The organism is Aeromonas sp. 75A (assembly GCF_051919425.1).
In the GTDB taxonomy this organism is placed as follows: domain Bacteria; phylum Pseudomonadota; class Gammaproteobacteria; order Enterobacterales; family Aeromonadaceae; genus Aeromonas; species Aeromonas veronii.
Genome location: NZ_JBQBES010000002.1, coordinates 4,608,068 through 4,622,668, shown reverse-complemented (window position 1 = coordinate 4,622,668; position 14,601 = coordinate 4,608,068). Strand labels below are relative to the sequence as shown.

General features: G+C 56.3%; 11 protein-coding genes. 5 read left to right on the top strand and 6 right to left on the bottom strand.

The features are described from left to right. Positions 1 to 298: 298 nt before the first annotated feature. Together ACTG2T_RS21485 and ACTG2T_RS21480 are read right to left on the bottom strand one after the other, a co-directional pair. Positions 299 to 2,281: a hypothetical protein gene (locus ACTG2T_RS21485; RefSeq protein ID WP_330124356.1), complete on the bottom strand. Its 1,983-nt coding sequence runs from the start codon at positions 2,279 to 2,281 to the stop codon at positions 299 to 301. Positions 2,282 to 2,625: 344 nt separating this feature from the next. Further along, positions 2,626 to 2,913: a hypothetical protein gene (locus ACTG2T_RS21480; protein ID WP_330124355.1), complete on the bottom strand. Its 288-nt coding sequence runs from the start codon at positions 2,911 to 2,913 to the stop codon at positions 2,626 to 2,628. Between the two features lie 15 nt (positions 2,914 to 2,928). On the opposite strand from ACTG2T_RS21480, the gene ACTG2T_RS21475 reads away from it, so the two are divergent. The 5 genes from ACTG2T_RS21475 (at position 2,929) to fdhD (ending at position 9,663) form a co-directional block, all read left to right on the top strand. Then, positions 2,929 to 3,528: a 4Fe-4S dicluster domain-containing protein gene (locus ACTG2T_RS21475; RefSeq protein WP_005333302.1), complete on the top strand. Its 600-nt coding sequence runs from the start codon at positions 2,929 to 2,931 to the stop codon at positions 3,526 to 3,528. A gap of 46 nt (positions 3,529 to 3,574) precedes the next feature. Continuing rightward, the gene (gene fdhF, locus ACTG2T_RS21470; RefSeq protein WP_184233535.1) at positions 3,575 to 5,719 is read left to right on the top strand and encodes a formate dehydrogenase subunit alpha; all 2,145 of its coding nucleotides are present in this window, start codon (positions 3,575 to 3,577) and stop codon (positions 5,717 to 5,719) included. Between the two features lie 196 nt (positions 5,720 to 5,915). Next, positions 5,916 to 6,215 (top strand): hypothetical protein, encoded by a 300-nt coding sequence (locus ACTG2T_RS21465; RefSeq protein WP_330124354.1) that lies wholly within the window; start codon positions 5,916 to 5,918, stop codon positions 6,213 to 6,215. A gap of 416 nt (positions 6,216 to 6,631) precedes the next feature. Continuing rightward, positions 6,632 to 8,764 carry a sigma 54-interacting transcriptional regulator gene (locus tag ACTG2T_RS21460; RefSeq protein WP_330124353.1) on the top strand — a complete coding sequence of 711 codons (2,133 nt, stop codon included), beginning with the start codon at positions 6,632 to 6,634 and terminating at the stop codon, positions 8,762 to 8,764. Next, on the top strand, positions 8,761 to 9,663 hold the full coding sequence (gene fdhD, locus ACTG2T_RS21455) for a formate dehydrogenase accessory sulfurtransferase FdhD (protein ID WP_330124352.1): 903 nt from the start codon (positions 8,761 to 8,763) through the stop codon (positions 9,661 to 9,663). Before ACTG2T_RS21460 ends, fdhD begins: the two co-directional genes overlap by 4 nt. Positions 9,664 to 9,764: 101 nt before the next feature. Here fdhD and asd read toward each other — a convergent pair whose 3' ends face one another. From asd to ACTG2T_RS21435, 4 genes are all read right to left on the bottom strand, one after another. Further along, positions 9,765 to 10,877, bottom strand: coding sequence for an aspartate-semialdehyde dehydrogenase (asd, locus tag ACTG2T_RS21450; protein ID WP_005345266.1), 1,113 nt, complete (start codon positions 10,875 to 10,877; stop codon positions 9,765 to 9,767). A gap of 360 nt (positions 10,878 to 11,237) precedes the next feature. After that, the gene (locus ACTG2T_RS21445) at positions 11,238 to 12,533 is read right to left on the bottom strand and encodes a D-amino acid dehydrogenase (protein WP_330124373.1); all 1,296 of its coding nucleotides are present in this window, start codon (positions 12,531 to 12,533) and stop codon (positions 11,238 to 11,240) included. Positions 12,534 to 12,727: 194 nt separating this feature from the next. Then, positions 12,728 to 14,248 (bottom strand): cryptochrome/photolyase family protein, encoded by a 1,521-nt coding sequence (locus ACTG2T_RS21440; protein WP_330124351.1) that lies wholly within the window; start codon positions 14,246 to 14,248, stop codon positions 12,728 to 12,730. After that, positions 14,248 to 14,412, bottom strand: coding sequence for a DUF2256 domain-containing protein (locus tag ACTG2T_RS21435; RefSeq protein ID WP_123172992.1), 165 nt, complete (start codon positions 14,410 to 14,412; stop codon positions 14,248 to 14,250). The genes ACTG2T_RS21440 and ACTG2T_RS21435 overlap by 1 nt, the downstream gene beginning before the upstream one ends. Positions 14,413 to 14,601: the final 189 nt, after the last annotated feature.

Here is a 14,601-nt window from a genome sequence, read left to right as displayed (position 1 = left end):
TTTATCCAGGTAACTGAAAAACAGACGATAAGGTGTTGGCTAATAAATGGATAGTGCAGAGAGTAAAGGTTTGGGTGGGGTGCGATAGAGTCCTTTTTGATGTGTAAGAGGAAAAGAATTACGGGAAAGTAACGCGGCCGTCATAACGGTAATCACGATAAAGTAAAACGAGAGCGGATATATGTAGGGGGGCAAACTATTTCATACAGCATCAATAAAAAGGATGTGTGGCTTTTAATTTCTCTTTTTTTAAATAAAAAGTGGCTATCGTTAAAGATAGCCACAAAAAACATTATATTTAGTTATAGTATGTTGTTCTATGCTGAGCTAGTAATTTGTCATTGTCTCTATAATACTCTAAAAAGTCCTTCAGTATACATATTTCAAATATTGGCGAATCATTTCCTGCTGTAAAAGCTTGATGCGTTGATCCATAAAATTGCCTCACATTACCTTCGCCATCGAGAAGAAGGGATTTGAGGTGGTATTTTCTGCTGTATTTATCTTCAATATCCCAGCAGACAACAAAATCAATCTGATTTTCAAATTTTGATTCATTTTCAAAATCATCAATCAAACTATCAAAGGTTTTTTTAAACTCCAAGACTTTTGGTTCTGACTCTGCACCATTAACAATGTCATCACGGACGCCCATTGGATTATCTTGTGAGTAAATATGAGCATCTTCATAATCAGTTAAAATTAATGCATCATAGCGGTCATGATGTGTTGAACCAAAGAATTTTATGCCCTTTATTACACCTGCACCTAGTAGTTGATGATAAAGAGCTAGTACATCCTGCTCTTCTCTGGGGATGGATACTAGTGAAAGGTTTTTAGACGTATCAAAATATATGAAAGGATTGTTTGAACGGTGATTTATTTGCTCGATTTTCCATTGCCATAGCTCATTTGATGGTGAGAGAGTAGGTATTGAGCCACTATCAGCTTTAATTGCCCAGCGATAGTCAATCATATTGTTAGTTAGCAAGACAGATATCTTTTCACATATTGTTTTTATTTCTGGCTGAAAAATTTTCCTACCTAAATCTGGATTTCCATCACGCAAGTGGGTAATTACGAACGTATTTCGTTGGTAACCTATATATCGTTTAAGTGGTATAACATAAAGATCGCCTTGAGGCATTGTGTCTGAAGCAATTAAAAGCCCGCCTTTCATTATTTGTGCATTAGATCTTAAGCCAAGTGTTTCATTAAATTTATCGAATGTTTTTGTTTGACTCATGTGAGCACAATATGCATATATTTTATATTCTCTTATTAAAATTATATCATCTTCTGTAAATAGTCCCCTAGTGTTCATTGATATTATTTTTTCAGGTTCAAAAATATCATATAAACAATCTAGGTTTTTATACTCAGGCTTTATTTTCTTTTTGATATCAGCAGGGTCTCCAGTCTGTTTTGATATTTCCAATAAAAGTGACTTAAGATCTTGAGTCTTTAATCCTGGTATTTCATGAGGGTAATAAAACTCACAGTTTTGGCTATCTCTCTTTGTGGTATTCCCTGATTCATCATGAACAGTAACTTCTACTAGAGGCTTTATCTTGCTATCAGAATCAAGGTATATTCCACCAAGAGGAGTTACAATACGTAAAACTTCATACCAATTATTGGCATTTCTAGTGCCATAGTAGGTAAGATTTTTTGGTTTTTCCCCATTCATACCTGATAATCTAATCTCGACACAAGTACCAGATTCTTCATCTTCTAACTCAGCAGCATCAAATTTTGACTCTGAGAATTTTGGTCTTGGTTGGTTATTGGTTTTATCATTTACCCAGCTTCTGCAATTCTGAATTATTCCAGATAAACTAGTTCTATTTTGTTTGGTTTGAAGCTTTACGTAATTAAATCCATAAGCTATGTAAGTTGCACCCACCCCTTTGTTTCCTCGCAGTTGCTCCCCTTTTTTGAAGGATACATTGGGAGTGAAACAATAACAAAATTGCTCTAAATCCATCCCACAGCCATTGTCGACGATTCTAATTATCTTATCTCTGATATCTATGGTTATCCATATTTTGGGCTGGTAATTTTGTTTTATTCTAGATTTTTTTTCACACGCATCTAAAGCATTCTGAATTGGTTCGCTAAAAACATCAAAATATCCAGTGTAACTTTTAAGTATATTGCTAACAGTACCTTTACGGGCTTGGTCAAGAACTGTTGATATAACTGAATTATTGTCTTGCCCATGAGCCCGTGTAAGAAGGTCAAGTGGGTCAAGCCCGTTAATTTGAAGTGTGGTACTCATATTTCATGTATTTCCTAATGAATGTTTTCATGATAAAACCCACAACGCTTAATTCAATTTTTATTAGATAATTATTGTGGGAGTATTGTTCCTGTAGTAATACGGAGATTCTAATTTAGAGCTCAACGAGAAGATGCCAATTTAGCAATACTGCTTGCTGCTAAATTAAGCTACCAATCCTCCTTAAGTTCCAGCCCCTAGTCGGCTGCTTTTAATCTGTGCAGTCGTCTCGCTTGTCTTCATGGAAACGCCCTCAACAGACAGGTTGCCAACTGGAGCATGCTATCCAATCGGGTAGGGGGTAAAAAGGGCAATCGGCGCATAATCTGTCCAAGATCAACAAATTAGTCATTGATTGGTTGTTGTTTGTTCGCTTGAGCTGAAAGGGCAGGGTGATAGCCTTTGTCAGCCGGTGTCGAGCTCGTCACTTTTGTCGTGTCGATCACACTTCCCACCCCGTCGTCACCCTCGTCAGAGGTGGCAATCAGCGCGCTTCTCTTTCTGATTACTCCTTTATTTTCAGATGGTTGTGAATTTTTATCGCACCCTTGTCCCGTTTTGGTCTGATAAATGCTTTGTGGGGGCTGGCCGCCTCTTTGCCTGTCGGCGGGCGGCCCGGTGTAACGAACCATTTAGGATCCCTCTCTATGAACAGCTTCGTGATTGCAGATCCCAGTCTCTGTATTGGGTGTCGTACCTGTGAGGTGGCCTGCGCCGTTTCACACCAGTCAGGGTCTTGCAGCGGGACCCTTGAGCGGGAGGGCGGCCTGCATCTTGCCATCGAGGATGGACATCTGGTCTCCAGGGACAGCTACTTTCAGCCGCGCCTGAAGGTGATCGTGGGCAGCAAGGTGACCACGCCGGTGCTCTGTCGCCAGTGTGAAGACAAGCCGTGCGCCATGGCCTGCCCGAACAATGCCATCGTCAGCGAGGATGGCTGCGTCAAGGTGTTGCAGGAGCGCTGCATCGGCTGCAAGTCCTGCGTGGTGGCCTGTCCTTACGGCGCCATGGCGGTGGTGCTCAAAGAGGTGGCACCCGCTGCCGATTCGCTCTTCAAGCGTCCGCAGACCAAGGCGCAGGCGCTCAAGTGCGATCTCTGCCGTCACCGCGAGGCGGGCCCGGCCTGTGTCGAGGTGTGTCCGACCCAGGCGCTGCGGCTGGTCACGCCGGAGCATCTTGAAACCCTGAACCGGCAGAAGCAGCTGGCCAGTGCCGAGGCACTGCTGGCGATGCCGGCGCGGGTGTGAGCGGGCTTGCCGAGCCGTTTTTCGTTAACAAACAAGAGTGTGAGTCATGAAAAAAGTCATTACCGTGTGCCCCTATTGCGGCACCGGTTGCAAAATCAACCTGCTGGTTGAAAACGACAAGGTGGTGGGGGCCGAAGGCGCCAACGGCCGGACCAACGAGGGGCAGCTCTGCCTCAAGGGCTATTACGGTTGGGATTTTTTGAACGACACCAACCTGCTGACCCCCCGTCTCAAGAGCCCGATGATCCGCCGCGAGCGCGGTGGCAAGTTCGAGGCGGTCTCCTGGGACGAAGCCATCGAGTTCGCCAGCAGCCGTCTGGCTGCCATCAAGGCGAAATATGGCCCGGACGCCATCATGACCACCGGCTCTGCCCGTGGCCCCGGCAATGAAGCCAACTATGTGATGCAGAAATTTGCCCGTGCGGTGATTGGGACGAACAACGTCGACCACTGCGCGAGGGTGTGACACGCACCCTCAGTCTCCGGTCTGGAGACAACTGTAGGCAACGGCGCCATGAGCAACGCCATTCCCGAAATTCAAGAGACCAAGTGCCTGCTGGTGTTTGGTTACAACGCTGCTGACTCTCACCCCATCGTCGCTCGCCATATCCTCAAGGCGAAGGCAAACGGGGCCAAGGTGATTGTGTGTGATCCCCGCATGGTGGAGACCGCCCGCATCGCCGATCAGTGGCTGCCGCTCAAAAACGGTTCCAACATGGCGCTGGTTAACGCCTTCGCCAACGTGTTGATCAATGAAGGGCTTTACAACAAGGCGTTCGTCGCCAACTACACCGAAGGGTTCGAGACCTTCAAGGCGACGGTGGCCAAGTACACCCCGGAATATGTCGAGGGGATCACCGGCCTGAAAGCTGCCGATATCCGCGCCGCCATTCGCACCTATGCCGAGTCGCCTGCATCCATGATCCTATGGGGCATGGGGGTGACCCAATACGGTCAGGCGGTGGATGTGGTCAAGGGGCTGGCGGGTCTGGCGCTGCTGACCGGCAACTTCGGTCGTCGTGGCACCGGTTGCGGGCCGGTGCGTGGTCAGAACAACGTGCAGGGCACCTGTGACATGGGGATGCTGCCGCATCAGTTCCCGGGTTATCAGTCGGTGGCCGATCCCGCCATCAGCGCCAAGTTTGCCAAAGCGTGGGGCGTGGAGTCGCTTTCTCAGAAGCCCGGCTATCGCCTGACGGAGCTTGGCCACAAGGTGGAGGAGGGCAAGTGCAAGGCCTTCTACATCTTCGGTGAAGATCCGGCCCAGACCGAGGCTGACTTGGGTCAGTTCCGCCGCACTCTGGCGGGGATGGAGCTGGTGATCGTGCAGGATATCTTCATGACCCAGACTGCCGAGATGGCCGACGTCATTCTGCCCGCCACCAGCTGGGGCGAGCACGAAGGGGTCTACAGCTCGGCGGATCGCGGCTTCCAGCGCTTCTACAAGGCGGTGACACCTCCTGAGAACGTGAAACCGGACTGGGCCATCTTCTCTTTGATGGCGACCGCCATGGGTTATCCCATGGAGTACCACAACACCGAAGAGATCTGGGACGAGATGCGTGCGCTCTGCCCGCTCTACGCCGGGGTCAGCTACGACAAGATGGCCGATCTCAAGAGCGTGCAGTGGCCTTGCCCGACCGAGGATCACCCGGGCACCAGCACTCTGTTCGAGGGGAATGTGTTCACCACCCCGAGCGGCAAGGGTCAGCTGATCGCCTCCGAGTGGCGGCCGCCGCTGGAGCAGCCCTGTGCGGAGTACCCGCTGGTGCTCTCCACCGTGCGCGAGGTGGGTCACTACTCCTGCCGCTCCATGACCGGCAACTGCTCGGCGCTGCAAACCCTGGCCGATGAGCCGGGCTATGTGCAGATCCACCCGAGCGATGCCAAAAAGCTCGGGGTGAAGGATCAGGCGCTGGTCTGGATCTCGTCGCGCCGTGGCAAGGTGATCACCCGGGCCAACTACAACGACCGGGTCAACGCCGGGGTGGTCTACATGACCTACCAGTGGTGGATCGGGGCCTGTAACGAGCTCACCATCGAGCACGTCGATCCCGTCTCCCACACGCCGGAGTACAAGTATTGCGCGGTGAAGATCGAGCGCATCGACAATCAGCCTGAGGCGGAAGTGTACGTCCAGACTGAATACAGTGCGCTCAAGGCGAAATTGCGCAGCGCAGCCAAAGGCTGACCCGCCCTAAAAAAGGACGTTCTGCACAAATAAGGGAACCCGACTCGGATTTATCGAGTCGGGCACCCTTTTATTACCCAAAAACAGGGGATAAATGATGCAACATGAAATTGGTCGCTTATTCGGAATTTTCTATATTGGCACCTATCTGGCGGCGATATTGCTGGGAATAGGTTGCTATATTTGGCGTGACGAGATGATATTTCTGCTCGGCTTCGGTTTTTTCGGCTGTTTTATGGCTGCACGGCTCGCCATGGGCAGCGTATTTTCCGCCTTGAGTATTTCCAGTGCCTGGCTGATCGGGTTTATCTCCACCACCTTGATCAACTGCCTGCTGCTGGGGGTGGTCACCCTGCTGGTCTACCTCACTCACCAGTGCGTCTCGGTTGAGCTTGCCGACAACGCCAGCTGGCTGCTGATGGCCTTCCAGAGCCTGTCGGCCCTCTTTATCTTCGGTGGCCTGAAGTGCTGCCACAGCCGGATCATCACCTCGTAAATTGCCGATGGATGGGCAGCAAACGCCATCTTGAAACCCGCAGCCAGCGAAGAGGAGAGGCAGATCTGACAGTTGACGGCGGCCCACTTTTCGGGCGCCTTAATTGAGATCAAGAACTGATGAAATAACCGGTTAAATATGGCCGTCAGATATATTAAATCGGATTGTAATGAAATTTGAGCTCATCTATGATGAGTCGCCATTCCAATATATCCCCCGATAACGATGTTACTTTTTGTTGTCGTTCGTTAATAACAACTCTGGAATTGCAACATGCGACAATTTTCGTCACCGCTTTTCTTATTGGCAGCCGCTTTTACGGGCTGCGGCTATTTATTTTGGTGACGGGTGCTTGTCGTGATGCGATGGCATGGACAGCCTGACTGGTGACTAAATCGATATAACGTGAGGCCGCAATGCTAAATGTGAGTGCCATCCCCCTGGACGAGATCTCTCCCATCTGGGACGACGGTTTCCTCCTGCTCTCCAAATCCCTCCTGTCGGCCGTGACGCTCGATGATTTTATCCACAAACTCAACAAGATAGATGCCAGCTTCGGCGGCGTAACCCGGGTCAACCTGATCCTCAACATGGGTGCGGACGAGGAGGCCATCTTCTACTTCATGGGACATTCCGGCCCAAAGCATCTGGTCTGCCCCAAGGCAGAGCTGCACCTCTCCCCCCGTCCTACCAAAGAGACCCCTGAACAGGCCATCATTCTCGCTGCCGCCCGCTTTGAGAATCGCTGCCCGGCGCTGGATCGCGAAGGGGTCTACGGGGGGCTGCGCTCCTACTGCCAGCTCCCCATCACCACCGCCCGCAGCCACCTTGGCGGGGTCGAGTTTATCAACACCCAGCTCGACAGCTTCACCATGGAGACGCTCGCCAAGCTGACCCAGCTGGCTGCCATTATCGCCATTGCGCTGGAGAACGTGCTCGACAAGGAGCGCACTCTTGAGCAGGCCAACTCCCTGCGCCTTGAGCGCGACAGCTGCAAAATTCTGGTGGATGTAACCAACGCGGTGATCAAACTGGTGCGCATCGCCGAGCTGCCCAAGAGCCTGTTTACCATCCTGCACCACCACTTCGGCATCAGCAGCTTGTGTCTGGCCGAATACAACGCCACCTCCGACAGCTTCAAGAGCTATCTGGTCAATCAGCACCAGAGCGATCAGCCGGGCATCATCGATCACTCCTGTTTCGAAAAGAAGTGCCTGCAGGGGGCCCTTGGCCACAGTGAGCCGTTTTTTGTCTATCGCGAACACGGCCACGGCTGCAGCAATCGCTGCCGCTTTACCTCCCAGATCCTGCCGCCCGAGGCCGACAGCTCCTGTATTTTGCCGCTGCGCTATCGGGGCAACCTGCTGGGGGTGTTGATCCTCTCGCACCCCAACGCCGACTTCTTTGCCGATATCGATATCTCCTTGCTGGAGCAGGTGGCGGCGCGCACCGCCATAGCCATGAACAACGTGCAGGCGCAGCAGGAGATCTCCAACACCACGGGGGCCCGCGAGAAGACCATTCGCATCAACGAGCCGCAGATGCAGGGGGAGTTCCCCCACATCATCTACCAGAGCGCGGTGATGGAGAGTGTGCTGGAGAAGGTGCGGCTGGTGGCCGAGAGCGACAGTACCGTGCTGATCCTCGGCGAGACCGGCACCGGCAAGGAGCTGATCGCCCAGGCCATTCACGCCCTGAGTGCCCGCCACGACCACGAAATGGTGAAGGTGAACTGCGCCGCCATTCCCACCGGCCTTATCGAGAGCGATCTCTTTGGCCACGAGAAGGGGGCCTTTACCGGTGCCCTGACCCAGCGCATCGGCCGCTTCGAGCGGGCCCACAAGGGCACCCTGTTCCTCGACGAAGTGGGGGATATGCCGCTGGATTTGCAGCCCAAACTCTTGCGGGTATTGCAGGAGCACGAGCTGGAGCGGGTGGGCAACAGCAACCCCATCGCAGTGGATGTGCGGCTGGTGGCCGCCACCAACTGCGATCTGCTCTCAATGGTCAAGAACAAGCGCTTTCGAAGCGATCTCTACTACCGCCTCAACGTCTTTCCCATCGAGCTGCCGCCGCTGCGGGAGCGCCGCGAGGATATTCCGCTGCTGGTCAACTTCTTCATCAAGAAGATCGCCAAGCGGATGCGCCGCACCATCACCTCGATCCCCGCCGATGCTATGAAGATGCTGGTATCGCTGCCCTGGTACGGCAATATCCGCGAGCTGGAGAACGTTATCGAGCGCGCCGTGGTGATGACCCGCGGCCATGTGCTCAACCTCTCGCCCGATGAGCTGATGCCCCTCAAGGGCTATCACAAGATTGAGACCCTGGTGTATGACGAACCCGCCACGCCGCTCTTTGCCGAGGAGGGGCCGACCGATGAGCGCGAGGCGATCATCGCCGCCCTGCGCGACTGCAACGGCATCGTCGCTGGCGAGCGGGGGGCGGCCAACCGCCTTGGCATGAAGCGCACCACCTTGCTTTCGAAAATGAAGCGGCTCGGCATTTCGGCCAGAGATCCCGAGATCATTGACGGGGTCGCACCATGAGAGAGCTACTTGAGCTTGAGGCGCGGAGTGAGCGGAGCGAGCAAAAACAGAACGAACAGTGCGAGCAGAGAGAACAAAGAGGGCTGAGCGAACAGAACGAGCTGGCCCGCTGCGCTATCCACCGCGAGGTGGTGCACTACCGAGCCGAGACCTTGACCTGCGACAGCGAGATGGCGCTCCCCTCCGAGACGCCGGTGGCGCTGGTCTACAACGGCATCGCCCACAGTGTGATGATGTGCTCGGCCTCCGATCTGGAGGATTTCGCCATCGGCTTTTCGCTATCCGAGGGGATCATCGACAGCCTGCTCGATATCCACGACATCGAGCAGATTGATGGCTGTCAGGGGATTGAGCTGCATATCACGTTGGCCAATCGCTGCGTTCATCGCCTCAAAGAGAAGCGGCGCACCTTGGCGGGGCGCACCGGTTGCGGCATCTGCGGCAGCGAGAGTCTGGAGCAGGTGATCCGCACCCAGCCAAGCTTGCCTGACAGTCAGCGTCTGGCGGTGGGCCATATCGACAAGGTATTGACCGCGCTGCGCCCGCTCCAGCTATTGGGCCAGCGCACCGGCGCCACCCATGCGGCGGTGCATCTGGACGGGGAAGGCAACATTCTCGCCATCCGCGAAGATGTGGGACGCCATATTGCGCTGGATAAGCTGGTGGGCCATCTGTGCCGCACTGGTCGGCGTGACGGCGCCATTCTGGTGACCAGCCGCGCCAGCTTCGAAATGGTGCAAAAGTGCGCCAGCGCCGGGGTGGAAATTTTGCTCGCCATCTCGGCCGCTACCGAGCTTGCGGTCGAGCGGGCCGAGCAGACGGGGCTCACCCTGGTGGGCTTTTGCCGCCCCGGGCGGGCCGAGATCTACAGCGGCTGTCAGCGTATTCAGCTTAAGTGACAGCAAGAGTGAGAGCCTGCTACAGGGCTTATAAAAACAGGCAATAAACAAGGGCGGGGAGTGTGACTCCCCGCCCTTGTTGTATCTGCTGCTGTGGCGGATTAGCGCGCCAGCAGGATACGCAGCATGCGGCGCAGCGGCTCGGCGGCGCCCCACAGCAGCTGGTCACCCACGGTAAAGGCGGCCAGATACTCAGGGCCCATATTGAGTTTGCGCAGACGACCGACTGGAATGCTGAGGGTGCCGGTAACGGCCGCCGGGGTCAGCTCGCGGGCCGTGATGTCGCGATCGTTGGGGATCACTTTCACCCAGTCGTTGTGGGCAGCCAGCAGGGCTTCGATCTCCGCCAGCGGCACATCCTTTTTCAGCTTGATGGTGAACGCCTGGCTGTGGCAGCGCAGGGCACCGATCCGCACGCACAGACCATCCACCGGAATGACGGCGTTCTCGATACCCAAAATCTTGTTGGTTTCGGCCTGACCTTTCCACTCTTCACGGCTCTGGCCGTTGTCGAGCTTGGTGTCGATCCAGGGGATAAGGCCACCGGCCAGCGGTACGCCGAAGTTGTCCACCGGCAGGGTGCCGGAGCGGGTCTTCTCGGTGATCTTGCGCTCGATGTCGAGGATGGCGGAGGCAGGGTCGGCCAGCTCGACCGCCACTTCGTCGCGCAGCATCCCCATCTGGGTGACCAGCTCGCGCATATGGCGGGCACCGCCACCGGAGGCAGCCTGATAGGTGGCCACACTCACCCACTCCACCAGATCGGCCTTGAACAGGCCGCCGAGGGCCAGCAGCATCAGGCTGACGGTGCAGTTGCCGCCAACGAAGGTCTTGATGCCATCGTTCAGGGCCTGCTCGATGACGTCGCCGTTGACCGGATCCAGAATGATGACGGCATCTTTCTCCATCCGCAGGGAGGAGGCGGCGTCAATCCAGTAACCCTGCCAGCCAGCGGCTTTCAGGCGCGGATAGACATCCTTGGTGTAGTCGCCGCCTTGGGCGGTGATGATGATATCCTGCTTGGCCAGCGCCTCGATATCGAAGGCGTCCTGCAGAGTACCGGCATCGACGCCGAAGTTGGGAGCGGCCTCACCGGCCTGGGAGGTGGTGAAGAATGTGGGTTGAATATGGGCGAAATCCTGCTCTTCCTGCATCCGGCTCATCAGAACCGATCCCACCATGCCACGCCAACCGACCAAACCTACTTTTTTCATAATGTCCTACCCTGGATTGCTGCTAAAGAAACTCGCGGTGACACCCGTAACCTCTTGTCTGGCGACGCCTGTTTACAAGCGGTTTACAGGCCATTTAAAAATATGCGCTGCGAAAAATGCGTCTATCCACATTACGGATTGTGGCGGCTTGCGCAAGTCGAATTGCGCAATATTCTGTGCCGTTTGCTGCATTAACCGGCAGCCAGAGCACCGCTCAGGCAGATGGGGAGGGAGAAGGTCAACATCAGACGAAAAGGCCACCGTTTTTGGCGGTGGCCTGTCAATAAAGCGGTCGAGAACGTCCTCTGCTGTTGTCTGGGGGCGCAGTTGGCGAGTGAAACAGCCCGACCTGTTATGCGCTTAGCCGTAACGGGCCAGAGTGAGCCCCTCATCGCTGATGGCGGGCTCGCTGCCGCTGATAAGATCGCACAATAGCTGACCCGAACCGGCCGCCATGGTCCAGCCCAGAGTGCCGTGGCCGGTATTGAGCCAGAGGCCGGGAATGGGGCTGGGCCCCACCAGCGGGGTGCCGTCCGGCGTCATGGGGCGTAAGCCGGTCCAGAATTCAGCCTTGCTGATATCGCCCCCTTCGGGAAAGAGATCGCCCACCACCATCGCCAGAGTGTCGTGGCGTCTGGGGTTGAGAGCGAGGTTGTAGCCCGACAGCTCCGCCATGCCGCCGACCCGGATCCGCTCGTCAAAGCGGGTGATGGCCACCTTGTAGGTCTCGTCGAGCACGGTACTGCGCGGCGCGGCCTCGGCGTTGATCATCGGCAGGGTGAGGGAGTAGCCCTTGACCGGATAGACAGGCAGCTCCAGCCCGAGCGGGCGCAGCAGCGGCCGCAAAAAGCCGGTGGCATAGCTGCCGAGCGCACAGACGATGGCATCGGCGCGATAGCGCTGCTCGCCCGCCCGCACAGCCACGGCGCGGCCGCGGGCTTGCTCAATCTCGTCGATGTCGCAGTTGAAGACGAACTTGACCCCGAGCTTCTCGGCTTCAAGGGCAAGGGCCTTGGTGAAGCGGAAGCAGTCGCCGGTCTCGTCGCCGGGCAGACGCAAGCCGCCGACGATTTTGCCGCGCACCCGCGCCAGCGCAGGCTCTGCCGCTTCGCAGCCGCTGGCATCGAGCGACTGGTAGGGGACGCCATACTCCTCCAGCACCTCGATATCGCGCTGACTGGCATCGAGCTGGGATTGGCTGCGAAACAGCTGCAGGGTACCGAGCTGGCGCCCTTCGTAATCGATGCTCAACTCGTCACGCAGCAGCTTCATGCAGTCGCGGCTGTATTCGGCCAGACGCACCATGCGCCCCTTGTTGGTGGCATAAGCGGTCGGGGTGCAGTTGGCGAGCATTCTGAGCATCCAGCGCAGCTGGAAGGGATCGGCAGTGGGGCGCACGGTGAAGGGGGCATGCTTTTGCAGCATCCACTTGGCGGCCTTGAGGGGAATGCCGGGGGCCGCCCAGGGGGCCGCATAACCCGGGGATATCTGCCCGGCGTTGGCATGGCTGGTTTCAAGGGCAACGCCCCCTTGTCGCTCCAGCAGGGTCACCTTGTGACCCGCTTTGGCCAGATACCAGGCGCTGGTTACCCCAATCACGCCGCCACCGAGAACCACTATCTCCATATCGTCTTTCCTTAGACTCGTTTTTCTGATGTTTGGTTGATGGAAACCTTGATGTGGCCACCACCATAATCAGCCGCCACAGGATATTCAACCGCTCTGCGCAGGATTGGGATCTCCGTCTGCTTGCCGGTCACAGGCTGGTGTTTGGTGCGATGACGCGCCTGATTGCCAGCGTAAATCGCTGCGCTGTTGTCAGTGTGAATGTGCCAGGGGACATGGCCCGCTTACAACTGCTCCAGCTTGATCAGGTAGTGCTCCGCCGTCGCCAGAATGGTCTGTTGCTGTTCTGCGGCTTGGCCATCCCAGTTGGCATAGGGGAGGGCGAGGCGGGGATTGTTGCCGAGCTTGTCCCGATTGCGCCAGAGAAAGTGCCAGTAGAGGCTGTTGAAGGGGCAGCTCCCATCCCCGTGGCGGGCTTTGACCTGATAGTGGCACCCCTTGCAGTAGTGGCCCATCCGCTCGAGATAAGCGCCGCTGCTGGCGTAGGGCTTGCTGCCCATCAGGCCGCCATCGGCAAACTGGCTCATGCCGCGGGTGTTGGGCAGCTCCACCCACTCGATGGCATCCACATAGATACCGAGATACCACTGATCCACCTCGTCAGGATCGATCCCCGCCAGCAGGGCAAAGTTGCCGGTCACCATTAGCCGCTGGATATGGTGGGCGTAACCGTGCTCAAGAGACTGGCGAATGGCGTGGCGCACGCAGGCCATCCTGGTTTCGCCACTCCAGAAGAAACCGGGCAGCGGCCGGTTGGCCCCGAGAAAATTGGTCTGCTTGTAGTCGGGCATCTTCTCCCGGTAGAGGGCGCGGACAAACTCGCGCCAGCCGAGGATCTGGCGAATAAACCCCTCCACCTGTGCCAACGTGATAGTGGCCTGATTGGCCTGCCAGTGGGATTCGGCGGCGCGGATCACCTCAAGCGGATGAAGCATCTTGCTGTTGAGGGAAAACGACAGGCGGCTGTGAAACAAGCTCCAGCCCCGCTCGCTCAGGGCATCCTGATAGCGGCCAAAGTGAGGCAGGCAGTGGGCCAGAAAATGGGCCAGCAGCTCGCGGCTCTGGCGCCGGTTGATGGGCCACGGTAGGGCGCTGGCATCCACCTCGCCGATGGTGCTGACCCCGTGGCGGGTCAGCATGGCATCAATCTCGCTCACCTCGTTGGCAAAGGTGAGGGGTTCCGGGATGGGCTGTCTCGCCGGCAGCTTGGCGCGGTTCTCGTCATCAAAATTCCAGCGCCCGCCAAGGGGTTGGCCGCGCTCATCGAGCAGCACCCTGTATTGCTTGCGCAGGGCGCGGTAGAAGAACTCCATCCGGCTGTGAGGATAGCGCTGCCAGCCATCGCGGGGAGTGAGAAAATGCTCGCTCTCCACCTCGGTGGCAGGGATGGCCAGGCCCGCCGCCCAGCTTTTCAACTGGCTGGCAAGGCGCCACTCGTCTGGGCTCTGCCAGGCAAAGCTGCTGGCCTGATGTGCTTCGAGTTGAGCCTCCAGCAAGCCGGGCAAATCGGGCCAGCGGGCGCTCTCATCCAGGGTCAGGTAACAGACGCGGTGGCCAGCTTGGGTGAGGGCTGCTGCGAAGGCGCGCATGGCGGCAAAGAAGGCCAGCACCTTCTGGCGATGGTGGCGGCAGTAGTCGGTCTCCTGGCGCAGCTCCGCCATCAGGTAGCAGATCGCCGGATCTGGGGTGCGAAACCAGCTGTGACCGGCGTTCAGCTGATCGCCGAGAATCAGGCGCAGCTCCATCAGACTCGCTCCCCCTCAGGTTGCTGGCTGCTGTGACGAGCGTGGCGACAGCGCTCGCTGCAGTAGCGAACCGCTTCCCAGCTGCGCGCCCACTTGCGCCGCCAGCTGAAGGGGCGTTGGCAGACGGGGCAGATCTTCTCGGGCAGATGGGGTTTGCGATGCATAATGGCTTCCGGCCTTGGCTGATGGGGGATGTGGCGTATGGGTAGGGAGAATAACGAACCGGGGGCGCGGGCGGATCAACCTCACTGCCAGTTTGCCGCTCAGATGCGCACTTTGTGAGCGGGCGCACAGCCCGTCGGTGCGCCCCTTGTTTGCCAATTAACCAGCCGTTAACGTGGCGAGGCTGCCCG